Below are 15,666 nucleotides of genomic sequence, written 5' to 3' on the forward strand. Positions count from 1 at the left end.
CCCTAGGCAGTGCTTGCACCACGTCCTAGAAGCCCCTGCATGGACCGCACCGCCGCCCGTACCCCAGAACGTACCCCTTCCAGTAGCGCGCCCTTCGTTTTGCTGGACGACGCCCGGGCCGATCATGCCAGCGCCGCGCGGCTGTATGCCGATCCGGTGCGCTGCCTTTCTGCGCGCACTGCTGGCGAACTCGACCTGCTGCTGGATGCGCTTCAGGCGGCGGGCCGGGAAGGGCTACATGCCGCAGGGTATTTTGCCTATGAGGCCGGGCTGGCGCTGGAGCCGCGATTGCGCCCGCTGCTGGCGGACATGCCGCCGATGACTCTGGCGTGGTTCGGACTTTTCGAGGGTCATGACGTCATGACACCGGATAGCGTGCCCGACTGGCTTGCCGGCCAGGGCGAGGCAGCCGACGCCTATCTCGCTTCGGCTCGCCCCGCGATGCTGCAGGAGGACTATGCCGCGCGCTTTGCCCGGGTCCACGATGGCATCTCGAGCGGCGACATCTATCAGGCGAACCTCACCTTCCAGAACCATGCGGCGATGTCGGGCCACCCGCTGGCCTTGTATGGCGCTCTGCGGGCCGGCTCGGCGGCGGGCTATGGCGGGGTGGTCTTCGATGGCACCGACTGGCTGCTCAGCCTCTCGCCCGAACTCTTCTTCTCGCTGCGTGGTGGAGAGGTCACCGCACGGCCGATGAAGGGAACTGCCCCGCGCCACCGCGATCCGCAACGCGACGCCGATGCCGCACGCGCGCTGGAAACCTCCGAAAAGGATCGCGCCGAAAACCTGATGATCGTCGATCTGCTGCGCAACGACCTGTCACGGGTCGCAGTCCCTGGCAGCGTGGGGGTAACCGATCTGTTCCGCATCGAAAGCTACCCCACGGTGCACCAGATGACCTCCACGGTGCGCGCGGCCATCGCGCACGGGCTCGACGCGATCGATGTGGTGCGCGCAATCTTTCCGTGCGGCTCGATCACCGGTGCCCCGAAGATCCGCGCGATGGAGATGCTGCATGCTATCGAGGCCGGGCCGCGCGGGATCTATTGCGGTTCGATCGGCCGGATCGACCCCTATCGTGGCAAGGCCCCGGGCGATGCCGCCTTCAATGTCGCAATTCGCACCTTGCATCTGGCAGGCGATGCGCAAAAGGTCTCGCTTGGGCTGGGATCGGGTGTGGTCGCAGATTCCAGCAGCAGTGCCGAATGGCGCGAATGTCTGGTCAAGGGGGCGTTCTTGAAGGCGGCGACGAAGCATTTCGATCTGATCGAAACCATGGGGTTCGATCCCGCGCAGGGCATATTGCGGCTCGAGATGCACCTCGAGCGGATGAAGGAGAGCGCGGCGGAATTGGGCTTTTCGTTCGATCGTCACGCCGTGCGCAATGCGCTCAACCATGCCTGTTTCTATCTCGACGCGCCCACCCGGATACGCCTGCTGCTTGCGCCGAGCGGCGATACCGCGATCGAGATGCGCGCTGCGCCCGCACCGCTCGCCGAGCCGCTCCGCGTGGCAATCTGTCCCATGCAACTGTCGCCCGCCGACCTCAGGCTTGTGCACAAGACCACCGATCGTGCCTGCTACGACCAGCCGCGGCGAGCCTCTCAGGCGCAGCATGGCGCCGACGAGGTCGTGTTCACCGATGGCAATGGCGCCCTGACCGAGGGCAGCTTCACCAGCCTGTTCGTCGAGCGCGATGGCAGGCTGTTGACCCCCAAGCTGTCACAAGGCCTGCTGCCGGGCGTCTTGCGGCGCGAACTGCTGGAGCAGGGCAGGGCGGCCGAGGCGGTGCTGCACACAGACGATCTTGCCGATGGGTTCTGGCTCGGCAACTCGCTGCGCGGGTTGATGCGAGCCCAACTGGTCGACTGATCGACGCCGGCCATCGCCTTGCAGAATTGGCTGAACATTGCCCTGTGCGCTGGTTCACAGCGGATACAGACGATTTAGGCGAGCTTGGGGAGGCCCAAGCAATGCCATCACCGGTACGGCTTGATTCGCATCCGGCGCGGCATACGTCGCATTCACGGTTGTAACCCCGCGGGCCATGCCGACGAACATTGGCTGCGGCAAGAAGAAGACGAGATCGAAATGAGCATTATCCTGACATCGGACCTGTTCCGCAATTTCATGGGTGGATTTGTCATCGGCGCGGTGGCGTTGCTAGCGTTGCAGCCGCGTGAATCCGATGCCCGATCCTATTCTGCGCCGGTCGCGGTCGAAGCGCCCGTCACCGGCCTGGGGGTCTGATGGCGCTGCGTTCTGGCCCCTTGACCGCGCTGGCTGCGCTCGGCTTGCTGAGCGCTGCGGTGGTCGCCATCGGCGGTGGCACCCAGGCTTTTGCCGCCGAAGAGGCCAAGATCATCCCCGCGCCCAAACTCAAGGCGGTGGAATCCGGCAAGCAGCGGGTGGCGATTTTCGCAGGTGGCTGTTTCTGGGGTGTCGAAGGCGTGTTCAGTCACGTCAAGGGCGTCAAGAGCGCGGTGTCGGGCTATCATGGCGATGGCAAGGCGAACGCCAGCTATGACGATGTGTCGAGCGGTGCGACGCGCCATGCCGAATCCGTCCGCGTGGTCTATGATCCTGCGCAGGTCAGCTATGGCCAGCTGCTGCAGGTCTATTTTTCGGTGATTGCGGATCCCACGCTGCTCAATCGGCAGGGCCCCGATACGGGCCGTCATTACCGGACTGCGCTCGTGCCGATGGACAAGGCGCAAGCACAGGTCGCGCGCGCCTATATCGTCGAACTTGAAAAATCCGGCGTATGGAAGAAGCGCATCGTCACTGCGGTCGAACCGTACAAGGGCTTTTTTCCGGCGGAAACCTATCACCAGGACTTCATGTTCAAGAACCCCGACCATCCCTACATCCAGCGCTGGGATGCGGTGAAGGTCGTCAATCTCAAGCGTGTCTTTCCTGCACTCTATTCGGCAAAACCCGTCCGCGGCTGATACGCTGCCAGCATGCTTGCCATTGCAACCGGCGGGTGCGGCGCGTAGATACACAGACATGTCCACCGTCAAAGACCATGGCCACAGGCACAAGGAGCATGCGGGGGCAGACCTTGCCCATGCTGCGCGCGTATCGCTGGAAGCAGCGGGCGAGCAGTGGACCGACATGCGCGAGTCGATCTTCACCGCCTTGGCGGAAATCGAAAAGCCTGCATCAGCCTATGATATTGCCGACTCCGTCAGCAAAGCGCGTGGCAAGCGCGTCGCCCCGAACAGCGTGTATCGCATTCTCGACCTTTTCGTCCGCACCAACCTTGCGCGGCGGGTGGAGAGCATCAACGCGTATATCGCCAATTCTCATCCGGGTTGCCTGCACGACTGCATCTTTCTGGTGTGCGATTCGTGCGGATCGGCGACCCATATCGACGACGACGGCCTGTCGCGCAGCGTTCGCAAGACCGCTGAAGCCGCAGGCTATGCCGACATCCGTCCGGTCATCGAGGTTCGTGGCCGCTGTGCGGAATGCGACTGAAACTCCGCATTTGCGGAACTGTCCAAAAAACTTTACACTTATCCCGCCAGTCCATGTCGGTTATTCGACAGAGCCCCGCAGTTGGGCTAGGATCAGCGGTCGAAAGGGAGCTCAATGACCACTCTGCCCGCCACGCCACTTCTCGATACCGTCGATGTGCCTGCCGACATGCGCAAGCTCAAGCCTTCGCAGCTTCGCCAGCTTGCCGATGAGCTGCGGCAGGAAGTCATCTCGGCGGTTTCTGTCACCGGCGGGCATCTCGGCGCGGGCCTGGGCGTGGTCGAACTGACCACCGCGATCCATTATGTGTTCGATACGCCCAATGATCGGCTGATCTGGGATGTCGGGCACCAGTGCTATCCGCACAAGATCCTCACCGGCCGGCGCGACCGGATTCGCACACTGCGCACCGGCGGCGGCCTTTCGGGCTTCACCAAGCGCTCCGAGAGCGAGTACGATCCGTTCGGCGCAGCGCACAGCTCGACCTCGATTTCCGCTGCGCTGGGCTTTGCCACCGCCAACCAGATGACCGGAGCGCCGGGCAAGGCGATCGCGGTGATCGGCGACGGTGCGATGAGCGCGGGCATGGCCTATGAGGCGATGAACAACGCCGAGCGCGCGGGCAACCGGCTGGTCGTGATCCTCAACGACAACGACATGTCGATCGCCCCGCCGGTCGGCGGGCTGTCGGGTTATCTCGCACGCATCGTCTCGAGCCGCGAGTTTCTGGGGGTGCGCGAGGCGCTCAAGCGTCTGGCGCGCAAGCTGCCCAAAAGCCTGCACCAGGCGGCGCGCAAGACCGACGAATACGCGCGCGGAATGGCAATGGGCGGCACGCTGTTCGAGGAACTGGGCTTCTATTATGTCGGCCCGATCGACGGCCATGACATGGACCAGCTGGTCGCGGTGCTCGAGAACGTGCGCGATGCTGCCGAAGGGCCGTGCCTGATCCATGTCGTCACGCAGAAGGGCAAGGGCTATGCCCCCGCCGAGGCTGCCGCCGACAAATATCACGGCGTCGCCAAGTTCGATGTCGTCACCGGCAAGCAGGACAAGGCCGCCGCCGGTCCGCCCGCCTATCAGAACGTGTTCGGCGAAACCTTGGCCAAGCTCGCCGACACCGACCCCCGGATCTGCGCGATCACCGCGGCGATGCCTTCGGGCACCGGGGTCGACAAGTTCGCCAAGGCGCATCCTGACCGCAGCTTCGATGTCGGCATTGCCGAGCAGCACGCGGTGACCTTCGCGGCAGGCCTTGCCGCGCAGGGCATGCGCCCGTTCTGCGCGATCTATTCGACCTTCCTCCAGCGCGCGTACGACCAGGTCGTGCACGATGTCGCGATCCAGAACCTGCCGGTGCGCTTCGCGATCGACCGCGCCGGCCTGGTTGGCGCGGATGGCTCGACTCATGCCGGATCGTTCGACGTCACCTACCTTGCGACCCTGCCCAACATGGTGGTGATGGCCGCCGCCGATGAGGCCGAACTGGTCCACATGACCTACACCGCCGCCTGCCACGACAGCGGCCCGATCGCATTCCGTTACCCGCGTGGCAACGGCATCGGCATTCCGCTGCCGGAAGTTCCCGAGCGGCTCGAGATCGGCAAGGGCCGGATCGTGCGCGAGGGCAAGAAGGTTGCCATTCTGTCGCTGGGCACGCGTCTGGCCGAGGCGCGCAAGGCGGCCGACGTGCTCGATGCCAAGGGGCTGTCGACCACGGTCGCCGACCTGCGCTTTGCCAAGCCGCTTGACGAGGAACTGATCCGCAAGCTGCTCGCCACCCATGAGGTGTGCGTCACGGTGGAAGAAGGTGCGATCGGCGGATTGGGCGCGCATGTGCTGACGATGGCATCGGACGCGGGGTTGATCGATGCTGGCCTCAAGCTGCGCACGATGCGTTTGCCTGACGTCTTCCAGGACCAGGAAAAGCCCGAAGTGCAATATGCCGAAGCCGGGCTCGATGCCGACGGCATCGTCGAGACGGTGCTCAAGGCATTGCGCCACAACAGCGCTGGTGTCAGCGTCGTCGGGGATGGTGCGCGGGCCTAGCTGTCCCGCGCCGCATCACCTGCGCCAGGCACAAAAAAGCCCGGCCGATCGCGTGATCGGCCGGGCTTTTTGTATCCGGGGTGCCCGTGCTTATTGCGGGATGGAGGCTTTCGCGTCCTGCCCGTCGCCTTCAGGAGCAGCGACGATGTCGCGGGTTGTCGCGCCCTTGTCGGTGGTCTGGGTGGCGGGGTCGCCAACCTGCGAGCGGATCGCGGCATCGGGCCTTCCGGCACGGTCGAGCGCTGCGCCCTCGACACCGGGGCGCTGCTGCGGGCCGCCGAACAAAGCGTCGAGCGCCTGCTGGCTGGCCGGAACCGACTGCGGACGCGCGGCGCCGGGCGTAGGCGGGGTCAAGGCAAAATCGGGTGGGATCACCAGGGGTGCCTGGCGCGACACCGCGAACTCGTCCGGACGGTCGCGGTTGAAGACGCCGCCGCCCGAGCCGCAGGCCGACAATGTCGCTGCCGCGACCGAGACGCCGGCGAAGAGGGCCAATTTGCGGCCAGGATTAAACATGCTCATTCTCCGTTTTGGCGGCAGGGGCGCCATCGTTAGTCCCGCCAGCCTGAACCGCCGCTGTCGCAGGGTCCGATTTCGAGGACTTGTCGCCGATTATCAGAACGCGGGCAAGCAATAACAACACCCCGATGGTGATCGCGGCATCGGCCACGTTGAAGATCATGAACGGCCGGAATGCGCCGATATGCAGGTCGGCATAATCGACGACATAGCCCAGCCGGGCGCGATCGATGATGTTGCCCAGAGCCCCGCCCAGGATCATCCCCAGCGCCAATATGTCGCCGCGCGCGCGTTCCTTCCACATCCACAACAGCACGATGGTGGCGATGATGCCGGTCAGCGCAACCAGCAGCCAACGCGCGGTATCGGTCTCGGCGGTGAGGAAGCCCATCGAGACGCCGCGGTTTTCGGCCCAGGTCAGGTTGAAGAACGAGGTGATCTCGATCTGCATCCGGCTTTTGAGCGCGAGCGGCCCTGCGACGATGAACTTGACGAGCTGGTCTGCGACCAGGATGGCGCCAGCCAGCGCGACGCCCTCGGTGCGATAGCGAGCGAGGGTCACGCCAGCATCTCCGTGCAGCGATCGCACAAGGTGCCGTCTTCGGTCACCTCGGGCAGGTGACGCCAGCAGCGGCCGCATTTGTGGTGGGTTGTGCGGGTGACTTCGATGACCTTGGTCTCGGCAACAGCATCATCGGTAAAGCCGGTGACCTGCGCGGACGAAACGATGAGCAACTCGTCAAACTCTTCCTTGCCCAGCGAAGATGCAGAAGCAGCGGCAAGCGGGTCCTTCAGCTTGATAGCAACTTCGGCCTCAAGGCTTGAGCGAATGATCTTGTCCCTGCGGAATGGCTCAATGGCTGCGGAAACACCAAGCCGCAGGTCTCGCAAACGCTCCCACTTCGCGACAAATTCCGGTTCCCCGCGAAGGCGGGGACCCATCTCCTGACCGTCCGATGATGGGCCCCTGCCTTCGCAGGGGACCGCGTCCGCGCCGCTCAGCAGCGCCGCAAAATCGGGCCATTCGAGCAGATGCACGCTGCCGCCATCGGGATAGCGCGTCGTCCACACCTCTTCCGCCGTGAACACCAGCACCGGTGCGGCATAGCGGACCAAAGCCTCGAACAGCACATGCAGCACCGTGCGGTACGCGCGGCGCTTGTCGGTGCCGTGCGGATGCGCGGGGCCGATGTCGCAGTACAGGCAGTCCTTGCGGATATCGAAGAAGAACGCCGACAGGTCGTTGTTGGCGAAATCGGCCAGCGACCGGACATAGGTGTTATAGTCGAAGTCCTCCACTGCCTGGCGCAGCTTGGCGTCGAGATCGGCGAGCAGGTGAAGCACATAACGCTCGAGCTCGGGCATGGCCTCGACGCCGACCCGTTCCGCGTCATCGAACCCGGCGAGTGCGCCGAGCAGATAGCGGAAGGTGTTGCGCAGCTTGCGATACTGGTCCGAGACGCCGGCGAGAATTTCCTTGCCGATGCGGTGGTCCTCGGTGAAATCGACCGACAGCGCCCACAGCCGCAGGATGTCCGCGCCCGAATCCTTGATCAGCGTCAGCGGATCGATGGTGTTGCCCAGCGACTTGGACATCTTCATGCCCTTGGCGTCCATCGTGAAGCCATGCGTCAGTACCGCCTTGTATGGCGCATGGCCGCGCGTGCCGCAGCTTTCCATCAGCGACGACTGGAACCAGCCGCGATGCTGATCCGATCCTTCGAGATACAGGTCCGCCCACGGACCGACATGACCTTCGGGCCGCGTCAGATCGGGCCATTTGCCGCTTTCGAGCACGAAGGCATGGGTGCAGCCGCTGTCGAACCAGACATCGAGAATGTCGGTGACGCGCTCGTAATCGGCGATGTCGTAATCGGGGCCGAGCAGGGCAGGGGCGGCGGCGTCGTTCCAGGCGTCGACGCCGGCCTCGCGCATGGCCGCGACGATGCGGGCGTTGACGTGAATGTCCTTGAGATACTGGCCGGTCTTGCGGTTGACGAACAAGGTGATCGGCACGCCCCAGGCGCGCTGGCGGCTGATCACCCAGTCGGGGCGACCCTCGACCATCGAACGAATGCGGTTTTCGCCCTTCGTAGGCACCCAGCGGGTTTCGGAAATCGCGGTCATCGCGGTCTCGCGCAGCGTGTGCGAGGCGCACAGGCCCTCGTCCGCCGGATCGATCGCGCCGCCTTCGTTTTCCCAGCCCTTTTCGGCGCGGGTCTTGGCGGGGAGATGGGTGAGCGGCGCGTCCATCGGGATGAACCATTGCGGGGTGCAGCGATAGATCACGCGCGCCTTCGACCGCCAAGAGTGCGGATAGCTGTGCTGGAATGCGGCGGCGGAAAGCAGGGCACCGGCGGCGCGCAGGTCTTCGCAGATCGGGCCGTCGGGTGCATTGAACTTGGGGTTGATCACCGACATCCGCCGCTCATCCGCGCCGCCGAGCCAGGCCCAGTCATCGCGATAGCGTCCGTCGCCCTCGACCGCGAATACCGGTTCGATGCCATGCGCCTTGCACAGATCGAAATCGTCCTCGCCATGGTCGGGCGACATATGGACGAGGCCGGTGCCCGCATCGGTGGTGACGAAATCGCCGGGCAGGAACGGGCGGGGCTTGGCGAAGAAGCCGCCGAGTGCGTGCATTGGGTGCCGGGCGGTGGCGCGATCGAGCTGCGAACCTTGCAGATTGTAAAAGCCGCCATCGAATTCAGCGGCGTCATACAGAAAGTCGTCAAATTCTACGATAGGGTTCTCGCTCGACCACTCAGCAGCGGATGGCAGCTCACGAAGCTGCCGTTCAACCCGCGCACGGAATTCCGGATACAGCTTTTTCGCAACAACGACTCTCTTCCCATTCCATGGCGCGTCGATGTGTGTCGTGATCTCAAAAAGCGCGTACTCAACCTCAGGCCCATAAGCGAGCGCCTGGTTCACCGGGATCGTCCAGGGCGTGGTCGTCCAGATCACCGCATAGGCGCCAACAAGTTCGGGCGCATTGGGCGCATCGATGATCTCGAACGCCACATCGATCTGCGTGCTCGTCACATCGGCATATTCGACCTCGGCTTCGGCGAGCGCGGTCTTTTCGACCGGCGACCACATCACCGGCTTGGCGCCGCGATAGAGCTGGCCGCTTTCCGCGAACTTCATCAGCTCCTGCACGATGGTCGCTTCCGCAGCGAAGTCCATCGTCAGGTACGGATTGTCCCAATCGCCGTTGATGCCCAGGCGCTTCAACTGCTCGCGCTGGGTGTCCACCCAATGCTGGGCATAAGCGCGGCATTCGGCGCGGAAGGCGACGGGATCGACCTCGTCCTTGTTGAGCTTCTTCTTGCGATACTGCTCCTCGATCTTCCATTCGATCGGAAGACCATGGCAGTCCCAACCGGGAACGTACGGTGCGTCCTTGCCGAGCAGCGACTGGGTACGGCAGACCATGTCCTTGAGGATATGGTTGAGCGCATGGCCGATGTGCATGTCGCCATTCGCGTATGGCGGGCCATCGTGGAGGATGAACTTTTCACGACCTTTTCGTGCGTCCCGCAGCTGACGGTAGAGGTCGGCCTCCTGCCAGCGCGCCAGTATAGCCGGTTCCTTCTGGGCGAGGCCAGCCTTCATCGGGAAGTCGGTGGCGGGCAAAAAGACGGTGTCTTTATAGTCCGTGGCGGGGCTTGCAGTCTGGTCAGTCATAGACGCTGGCGCTTAAGGCGCGCGGGGCTTTCAGGCAAGCAATTCCCGCGCGCGCACGCAGTCCGCCTCGATCTGCGCGGTCAGTTCCTCCATCGAGCCGAACTTCGCCTCGGGGCGGATGAAGTGGCGCAGCGCGACCTCGATCGTCTGGCCATACAGGTCTTCGTTGAAATCGAAGAAATGCGGCTCGAGCAGTTCCTTGGGCGGATCGAACTGCGGGCGGATGCCAAGGTTCGCCGCGCCCTTGAGTACCCGGCCATCGGCGAGGTGCCCGGTAACGGCATACACGCCGTATTTCGGCCGCAGATAACTGCCCATGTCGACGTTCGCGGTGGGATAGCCCAGCAGCCGCCCGTTCTTGTCGCCATGCTGCACAACGCCCTGCACCGCGAACGGGCGGGTCATCAGCCGCTCGGCCTCGTCGGGATGGCCGTCGATCAGGCACTGGCGGATGCGGCTCGACGAGATTACCGCGTCTTCGGTCGACACCGGGCCGATCGCCTCGCTGCGCAGGCCGAGCAAAGCGCCCAGATCGCGCAGCACCTCGATGTTGCCACCGCGGCCCTTGCCGAAGGTGAAATCCTCGCCGGTGACCACGCCCTTGGCGCCGAAGCGCGTCACCAGCAGATCGCCGATGAAATTGCCCGCGGTGGTGTTGGCGAGCTTTTCGTCGAAGGCGAACACCAGCATTGCGTCGGCCCCGGCCTCGGCGAATAACGTCTGGCGCTGGTCGAGACTGGTCAGGCGGAAGGGTGCGACGTCGGGCTTGAAATAGCGCACTGGGTGCGGATCGAAGGTGGCGACGATCGCGGGGCGATGGTCTTCTTTCGCCCAGGCGATCGCGCGGCCCACCACGGCCTGATGCCCGGCGTGAAAGCCGTCGAAATTGCCCAGCGCGATGATGCCCCCGCGCAACCGTTCTGGCAGCCGATCGCCGCCTTCCACCCTGATCATGACATCGGCCTATAAGCGCTTGCCGGGCAGGGGTTCAATGCCCTGTTTGATGATCCGCAGAGCGTTGCCGCCCATCACGGCGCGAATCTCGGCCTCGGTGAAGCCGGTATCGAGCAACGCCTGGGTCACCTGGACGATCTGGCTGGCGTCGAACCGGGTGGTCACCGCGCCGTCGAAATCGCTGCCCAGCGCGGCGTGCTCGATGCCGACGAGATCGCGGACATGCTTGATCGAGCGCGCAATCTGCACCGGATCGGTCGAGCACAACGCCCCATCCCAATAGCCGATGCCGATGATCCCGCCGGTCGCCGCGACGCCGCGAATCTCGGTATCGCTGAGGTTGCGGTTGACCCTGCACACCGCCTGCACGCCGCCATGGCTCGAGACGACGGGGCGGCGCGCCATGGCGAGGATGTCGGCGACCGCCGGATGGCTCGAATGCGCGATGTCGACGATGATGCCCTTGGCTTCCATCGCGCGGATCATCTTGCGGCCAAATGGGGTGAGCCCGCCTTTGGCCTCGCCGTGCATCGATCCGGCAAGATCGTTGTCGAAGAAATGCACCAGCCCCGCCATGCGCATGCCGACGCTGTAGAGGCGGTCGAGATTCTCCGCCTTGCCCTCGAGGTTCTGCAATCCTTCGACCGAGAACAGCGCGCCGGTGACCGGCTTGCCTGCAGCGCGCGCGGCGAGCAGTGTGTCGACATCGGCGGACCGGCGCACCAGCATCAGCCGGCCATCCGAGGCTTTGGCGGCGGCCTCGAGCCTCTGGCCGTGCCACATTGAGCGTTCGTGCACCGAAAACCAGGTGCGCACCGGCTGCAACTGCGCCATCGCCAGCAGCGTGATGTTGTCGGTGTCGGCAGAGTTGCTGTCGTAGTTCTGCCCGCGCGGGGTCTTGGACACCGACGAGAAGATCTGCAGCGCGACATTGCCCGCCTCGAGCCTTGGCAGATCGATGTGCCCGCGCTCCGCCGTGTCGAGCAGGTCGCGCTTCCACAGCAGGGTGTCGCCGTGCAGATCGGCGATCTGCAGCGTCTTGTGCAACGCCGCCGCATCGGCGCGGATTTGCGGCAGCGGCTCGTCGGTGACGACATTGGTCTGCGCCTCGAACCGCCCCGGCAGCACTGTGACCACGAACACCAGCCCCGCTGCCAGCAGCAGCACCAGACCGATCAGGATCTTGCGGATCACCGGCGGATCATTTGCGCACGAGCGTGACGAAGCTGAACGCGGGCCGGTCGCGATGCTCGGGATCGGCCGCATGATCGGCGCGGGCGGTCTCGCGCCATGCGTCCGGGTCGAAGGCGGGCATCACCGTGTCGCCGGCTGGTTCGGCATGGACCTCGGTCAGCTCGATCCGGTCGGCGCGTGGCAGGAACAACGTGAAGATCTCGGCGCCGCCGATCACCGCGACATGCGGCGCGTTGGCAGCCGCGATCGCCGCGTCGACGCTGTGCACCACTTCGGCGCCCTCTTCGGCCCAGTCCTTGCTGCGCGTGAGCACGATGTGGCGCCGCCCGGGGAGCAGGCCGGGCAGGCTGTCGAAGGTCTTGCGGCCCATGATCATCGGCTTGTTCTGGGTCAGCGCCTTGAAGTGGCGCAGGTCCATCGGAAGGTGCCACGGCAGCGTGCCATTGGCGCCGATGACGCCGTTGCGCGCGCGCGCCAGCACCAGAAAGATATCGGGATGGTTCATGCTTGCCCTCCCGCAGGCGTCAGCGAAATGCGTGTGACATGGCCCATCTTGCGGCCGGGCGCGGCGCGATGCTTGCCATAAAGATGCAGGTGGTTGGCCGGATCGGCGAGCAGCTCAGGCCAGCGATGCGCGTCCTCGCCGATCAGGTTGCGCATCTCGGCGCTGTGGCAGGCCAAAGCGGTTTCGCCCAGCGGCAGACCGCATATCGCGCGGATGTGGTTCTCGAACTGGCTGGTGAACGCGCCCTCGATCGTCCAGTGGCCGCTGTTGTGGACGCGCGGCGCCATTTCGTTGAACACCGGACCGTCGGCGGTCGCGAAGAACTCCAGCGTCAGCACGCCGACATAATCGAGCGCTTGCGCCACCTTGGCGGCAAGCGCGCGGGCGGCGGGAACCTGCGCGGTGATGGCAGCGCTGGCAGGGACGGTCGATTTGTCCAGAATCCCTGCGACATGCGCATTTTCGGCGCTGTCCCAGAAGCGGATATCGCCATCGAGGCCGCGGGCTAGGATGACCGAGAATTCGGCATCGAAGGTGACAAAGCCTTCGATGATCGCAGCCACAGCGCCGGCCTCTTGCCAGCGCGTAACCGGGTCGTCGCCGGGCATCACGCGCGCCTGGCCCTTGCCATCATAGCCCATGCGGTTGGACTTGATGATCGCAGGGATGCCCGAGATGGCGATCGCAGCGGCGACATCGTCGGCAGTCTCGGCAAAGCCGTACGGCGCAGTGCGACCGCCCAGATCGGTGACGAAGCGCTTCTCGGCAATCCGGCTCTGCGCGATTTCCAGCGCTTTGGGCGAGGGGCGCAGCGGGACCTCGCCCGCTATCGCGACCAGCGGCGCCACGGGCACGTTCTCGAATTCATAGGTCACCACGTCGCAGGCATCGGCAAAGGCGGCGAGCGCGGCCTGATCGGAATATTCGGCCTGGGTGCTGGCGGCGGAAACCTCCGATCCCGGGCTGGTCGCCTCGGGCGCGAAGATGTGGCAGCGATAGCCCAGTTGCGCCGCCGCCATGCTGAGCATCCGGCCAAGCTGGCCTCCGCCCATGATGCCGATGGTTCTGCCCGGGGGGATAATGCTGCTCATACCGGGCGTTCACCCACCGATTCGCTCTGGGCGCTACGCCAGGCATCGAGCCGATCGGCCAGTGCCGGATCGGACAAGGCGAGGATCGAAGCGGCCAGCAGTCCGGCGTTCTTGGCGCCTGCCGGCCCGATCGCCAACGTGCCGACGGGAATTCCGCCGGGCATCTGGACGATGGACAACAGGCTGTCGAGACCGCTCAGCGCCTTGCTGGAGACCGGAACCCCAAGCACCGGCAGCCGTGTCATGCTGGCGATCATTCCAGGCAGATGCGCAGCGCCGCCTGCGCCGGCGATAATCACCCGGAAGCCAGCATCGACTGCGGTTCTGGCAAAATCGGCCATCCGTTCGGGGGTACGATGGGCCGATACGATTCGGCAATCATGCGCCACCCCCAGATCGTCGAGCACGGCTGCCGCACCGGACATCGTTTCCCAGTCCGACTGGCTGCCCATGACGATCGCCACCGGGGGAGCAACGGAAGATGCTATGGAAGGCGCAACCGGCACCGGGTCGGGCTTATGGGATGGCTCGGCCACGCATTTGTCTCCGCAGGTTTGCTGGTTCGATCAGCGTCTTAAAGCCAAAGACCTGCACCCGCAATCACCATGCAAAGGAAATTCAGCCCGTTCGCAAGCCCGAATAGCTGTCCCGGTTGTGCACACTTTATACTTGGTTTCCGGCATTTTCATCATGCTGCGCGGCATCAGAGTTGCTATGTCCGGCGTAGGGATCGCAAACAGGGGCTTTCAGGTATCACTTCATGAAAATGAACGACGTCCAAGGCAACGAGGGTGTGTATGCACCCCAGGCTGACATGGCGATGAGCCATGAACAGCTTGCGTTGCTTTGCTCCGATCTGAGGCAGCAAAATGCCTTTCTCAGCGCGCGGGTGCGCGTGCTGGAAGAGGAAATTTGCCGCGACACGCTGACGCCGTTGTTCAACCGCCGACATTTCGAACAGGCTGTGGCGGTCTCGATCGCGCATTGCCAGCGGTACGGCAGCCGCTCCGCGCTGCTGTTCATCGATGTCGATGACCTCAAGTCGATCAACGATTCGTATGGCCATGCTGCAGGCGATGAAGCGCTGCGCACCATCGCCCAGGTGCTGCTGGCCAATGTGCGATCGACCGATGTGGTCGCGCGGATCGGTGGCGACGAGTTCGCGTTGCTGCTGGGCACGATCAGCGATGACGATGTCGAGCAGAAGATCGCACAGTTGACCGCCGGAATCGCAGCCTGCCGTCCCGACTTTGCAGGCGGACAGGCCCGTCTTTCGGCGACGTTCGGCCATGCATTTATCCATCCGGATGACCGCGCCGACAAGGTTTTGGCCCGTGCCGACAGCCAGATGTACCGATCGAAGCGCTCAAGAGGCGGCCTGCTGCGCTGATTCGCGCGTTGCCCCCCCTAAATTCGGGGAGTGTTAACGCTTATGCTTTACGCGGCGTTACATGACCCAATGGCACAAGATCCTGATCGCGATGGGGTTCAGCGTTGGCGTAACACTGGCGTCCATGCTGGCGATGGCGACATTGACCGGTGAGGATATTCCCTGGCCATTCTGGGCTTGGGGCGCTGCCTGCCCGGCGCTGATCTCGGGTCCGGTCACCTATGTCCTTGCCAGCCAGGCAGAGGCCAATCGCAGGTTGAACCGTCAGCTGCTGGCGACCCAGAGCGTCTTGCGAGCACAGGCCGATATCGATCATCTCACCGGCACGCTCAACCGCGCTGCCTTCTATCGCTCGGCTGCGAGCTATGACGGGGACGCGCCCGCCTGCGTGCTGCTGGCGGACATCGATCATTTCAAGGCGATCAACGATCAGCATGGCCATGCGGCGGGTGATCACGCGCTCCGCATCGTGGCCAGAACGCTGCAGGCGGCGCTGCGTCCGGACGACCTGCTGGGTCGGGTGGGCGGCGAGGAGTTTGCCGTGCTGCTCGCCGGCATGCCGATGGAGTTGGGATTGACCATCGCCGAGCGGGCACGTTCGGCGATCGCTGGCCTTGAGGTGACGACCACAGAGGGCGTGCCGATCGCGCTGTCGATCTCGATCGGTGTTGCTCCGCTGGCGGCAGGGGCGGTGCTAGATCAGGCATTGGCGCAGGCCGATGCAGCGATGTATTCCGCCAAGCGCAGCGGCCGCAACCGGGTTCTGGCGGCGGTGTAACATCCCGATT

15 protein-coding genes are annotated in these 15,666 nt (G+C 64.4%); 7 read left to right on the top strand and 8 right to left on the bottom strand.

Features of this window, described 5'->3' with window-relative positions; translation table 11 throughout:
• The first annotated feature begins 39 nt into the window (after positions 1-39).
• From pabB to dxs, 5 genes are all read left to right on the top strand, one after another.
• The gene (pabB, locus tag QUV11_RS00085) at positions 40-1,875 is read left to right on the top strand and encodes an aminodeoxychorismate synthase component I (protein ID WP_300879873.1); all 1,836 of its coding nucleotides are present in this window, start codon (positions 40-42) and stop codon (positions 1,873-1,875) included.
• A 219-nt stretch (positions 1,876-2,094) separates the two neighbouring features.
• Positions 2,095-2,253 carry a hypothetical protein gene (locus tag QUV11_RS00090; protein WP_300879874.1) on the top strand — a complete coding sequence of 53 codons (159 nt, stop codon included), beginning with the start codon at positions 2,095-2,097 and terminating at the stop codon, positions 2,251-2,253.
• Positions 2,253-2,954 carry a peptide-methionine (S)-S-oxide reductase MsrA gene (gene msrA / locus QUV11_RS00095; protein WP_300879875.1) on the top strand — a complete coding sequence of 234 codons (702 nt, stop codon included), beginning with the start codon at positions 2,253-2,255 and terminating at the stop codon, positions 2,952-2,954. The genes QUV11_RS00090 and msrA overlap by 1 nt, the downstream gene beginning before the upstream one ends.
• 58 nt (positions 2,955-3,012) lie before the next feature.
• Positions 3,013-3,486 (top strand): Fur family transcriptional regulator, encoded by a 474-nt coding sequence (locus tag QUV11_RS00100; protein ID WP_300879876.1) that lies wholly within the window; start codon positions 3,013-3,015, stop codon positions 3,484-3,486.
• Positions 3,487-3,600: 114 nt separating this feature from the next.
• The gene (gene dxs / locus QUV11_RS00105; protein ID WP_300879877.1) at positions 3,601-5,535 is read left to right on the top strand and encodes a 1-deoxy-D-xylulose-5-phosphate synthase; all 1,935 of its coding nucleotides are present in this window, start codon (positions 3,601-3,603) and stop codon (positions 5,533-5,535) included.
• A gap of 90 nt (positions 5,536-5,625) precedes the next feature.
• Here dxs and QUV11_RS00110 read toward each other — a convergent pair whose 3' ends face one another.
• Genes QUV11_RS00110 through purE form a run of 8 tightly spaced genes read right to left on the bottom strand, consistent with a single transcriptional unit; the run spans position 5,626 to position 13,940 of the window.
• Positions 5,626-6,051 carry a DUF3035 domain-containing protein gene (locus QUV11_RS00110; RefSeq protein ID WP_300879878.1) on the bottom strand — a complete coding sequence of 142 codons (426 nt, stop codon included), beginning with the start codon at positions 6,049-6,051 and terminating at the stop codon, positions 5,626-5,628.
• On the bottom strand, positions 6,044-6,616 hold the full coding sequence (gene lspA, locus QUV11_RS00115) for a signal peptidase II (protein ID WP_300879879.1): 573 nt from the start codon (positions 6,614-6,616) through the stop codon (positions 6,044-6,046). Before lspA ends, QUV11_RS00110 begins: the two co-directional genes overlap by 8 nt.
• A complete protein-coding gene (gene ileS, locus QUV11_RS00120) occupies positions 6,613-9,744 on the bottom strand; it encodes an isoleucine--tRNA ligase (protein WP_300879880.1) in 3,132 nt (1,043 codons plus the stop codon). The genes lspA and ileS overlap by 4 nt, the downstream gene beginning before the upstream one ends.
• A gap of 30 nt (positions 9,745-9,774) precedes the next feature.
• Complete coding sequence (locus QUV11_RS00125) at positions 9,775-10,698, bottom strand: bifunctional riboflavin kinase/FAD synthetase (RefSeq protein ID WP_300879881.1); 924 nt, start codon at positions 10,696-10,698, stop codon at positions 9,775-9,777.
• Between the two features lie 9 nt (positions 10,699-10,707).
• Positions 10,708-11,892 (bottom strand): dipeptidase, encoded by a 1,185-nt coding sequence (locus tag QUV11_RS00130; protein WP_300879882.1) that lies wholly within the window; start codon positions 11,890-11,892, stop codon positions 10,708-10,710.
• Between the two features lie 7 nt (positions 11,893-11,899).
• Positions 11,900-12,397: a dihydrofolate reductase gene (locus QUV11_RS00135; RefSeq protein ID WP_300879883.1), complete on the bottom strand. Its 498-nt coding sequence runs from the start codon at positions 12,395-12,397 to the stop codon at positions 11,900-11,902.
• Positions 12,394-13,488 (bottom strand): 5-(carboxyamino)imidazole ribonucleotide synthase, encoded by a 1,095-nt coding sequence (locus tag QUV11_RS00140; protein WP_300879884.1) that lies wholly within the window; start codon positions 13,486-13,488, stop codon positions 12,394-12,396. The genes QUV11_RS00135 and QUV11_RS00140 overlap by 4 nt, the downstream gene beginning before the upstream one ends.
• The gene (gene purE, locus QUV11_RS00145) at positions 13,485-13,940 is read right to left on the bottom strand and encodes a 5-(carboxyamino)imidazole ribonucleotide mutase (RefSeq protein ID WP_300880045.1); all 456 of its coding nucleotides are present in this window, start codon (positions 13,938-13,940) and stop codon (positions 13,485-13,487) included. Before purE ends, QUV11_RS00140 begins: the two co-directional genes overlap by 4 nt.
• 308 nt (positions 13,941-14,248) lie before the next feature.
• Here purE and QUV11_RS00150 point away from each other — a divergent pair, with 308 nt between their 5' ends.
• Both QUV11_RS00150 and QUV11_RS00155 read left to right on the top strand, forming a co-directional pair.
• Positions 14,249-14,878: a GGDEF domain-containing protein gene (locus QUV11_RS00150; RefSeq protein WP_300879885.1), complete on the top strand. Its 630-nt coding sequence runs from the start codon at positions 14,249-14,251 to the stop codon at positions 14,876-14,878.
• Positions 14,879-14,939: 61 nt separating this feature from the next.
• On the top strand, positions 14,940-15,656 hold the full coding sequence (locus QUV11_RS00155; RefSeq protein WP_300879886.1) for a GGDEF domain-containing protein: 717 nt from the start codon (positions 14,940-14,942) through the stop codon (positions 15,654-15,656).
• The last annotated feature ends 10 nt before the right edge of the window (positions 15,657-15,666 follow it).

This window comes from Blastomonas sp., assembly GCF_030373265.1.
Classification (GTDB): domain Bacteria; phylum Pseudomonadota; class Alphaproteobacteria; order Sphingomonadales; family Sphingomonadaceae; genus Blastomonas.

Excerpts from the sequence above, each read along its gene's own strand:
- QUV11_RS00140 (WP_300879884.1), bottom strand. The coding sequence starts at position 13,488 with ATGAGCAGCATTATCCCCCCGGGCAGAACCATCGGCATCATGGGCGGA.
- purE (WP_300880045.1), bottom strand. The coding sequence starts at position 13,940 with ATGGGCAGCCAGTCGGACTGGGAAACGATGTCCGGTGCGGCAGCCGTG.
- dxs (WP_300879877.1), top strand. The coding sequence starts at position 3,601 with ATGACCACTCTGCCCGCCACGCCACTTCTCGATACCGTCGATGTGCCT.
- pabB (WP_300879873.1), top strand. The coding sequence starts at position 40 with ATGGACCGCACCGCCGCCCGTACCCCAGAACGTACCCCTTCCAGTAGC.
- QUV11_RS00135 (WP_300879883.1), bottom strand. The coding sequence starts at position 12,397 with ATGAACCATCCCGATATCTTTCTGGTGCTGGCGCGCGCGCGCAACGGC.
- QUV11_RS00150 (WP_300879885.1), top strand. The coding sequence starts at position 14,249 with ATGAAAATGAACGACGTCCAAGGCAACGAGGGTGTGTATGCACCCCAG.
- ileS (WP_300879880.1), bottom strand. The coding sequence starts at position 9,744 with ATGACTGACCAGACTGCAAGCCCCGCCACGGACTATAAAGACACCGTC.
- QUV11_RS00155 (WP_300879886.1), top strand. The coding sequence starts at position 14,940 with ATGACCCAATGGCACAAGATCCTGATCGCGATGGGGTTCAGCGTTGGC.
- QUV11_RS00110 (WP_300879878.1), bottom strand. The coding sequence starts at position 6,051 with ATGTTTAATCCTGGCCGCAAATTGGCCCTCTTCGCCGGCGTCTCGGTC.
- QUV11_RS00100 (WP_300879876.1), top strand. The coding sequence starts at position 3,013 with ATGTCCACCGTCAAAGACCATGGCCACAGGCACAAGGAGCATGCGGGG.
- QUV11_RS00090 (WP_300879874.1), top strand. The coding sequence starts at position 2,095 with ATGAGCATTATCCTGACATCGGACCTGTTCCGCAATTTCATGGGTGGA.
- msrA (WP_300879875.1), top strand. The coding sequence starts at position 2,253 with ATGGCGCTGCGTTCTGGCCCCTTGACCGCGCTGGCTGCGCTCGGCTTG.
- QUV11_RS00125 (WP_300879881.1), bottom strand. The coding sequence starts at position 10,698 with ATGATCAGGGTGGAAGGCGGCGATCGGCTGCCAGAACGGTTGCGCGGG.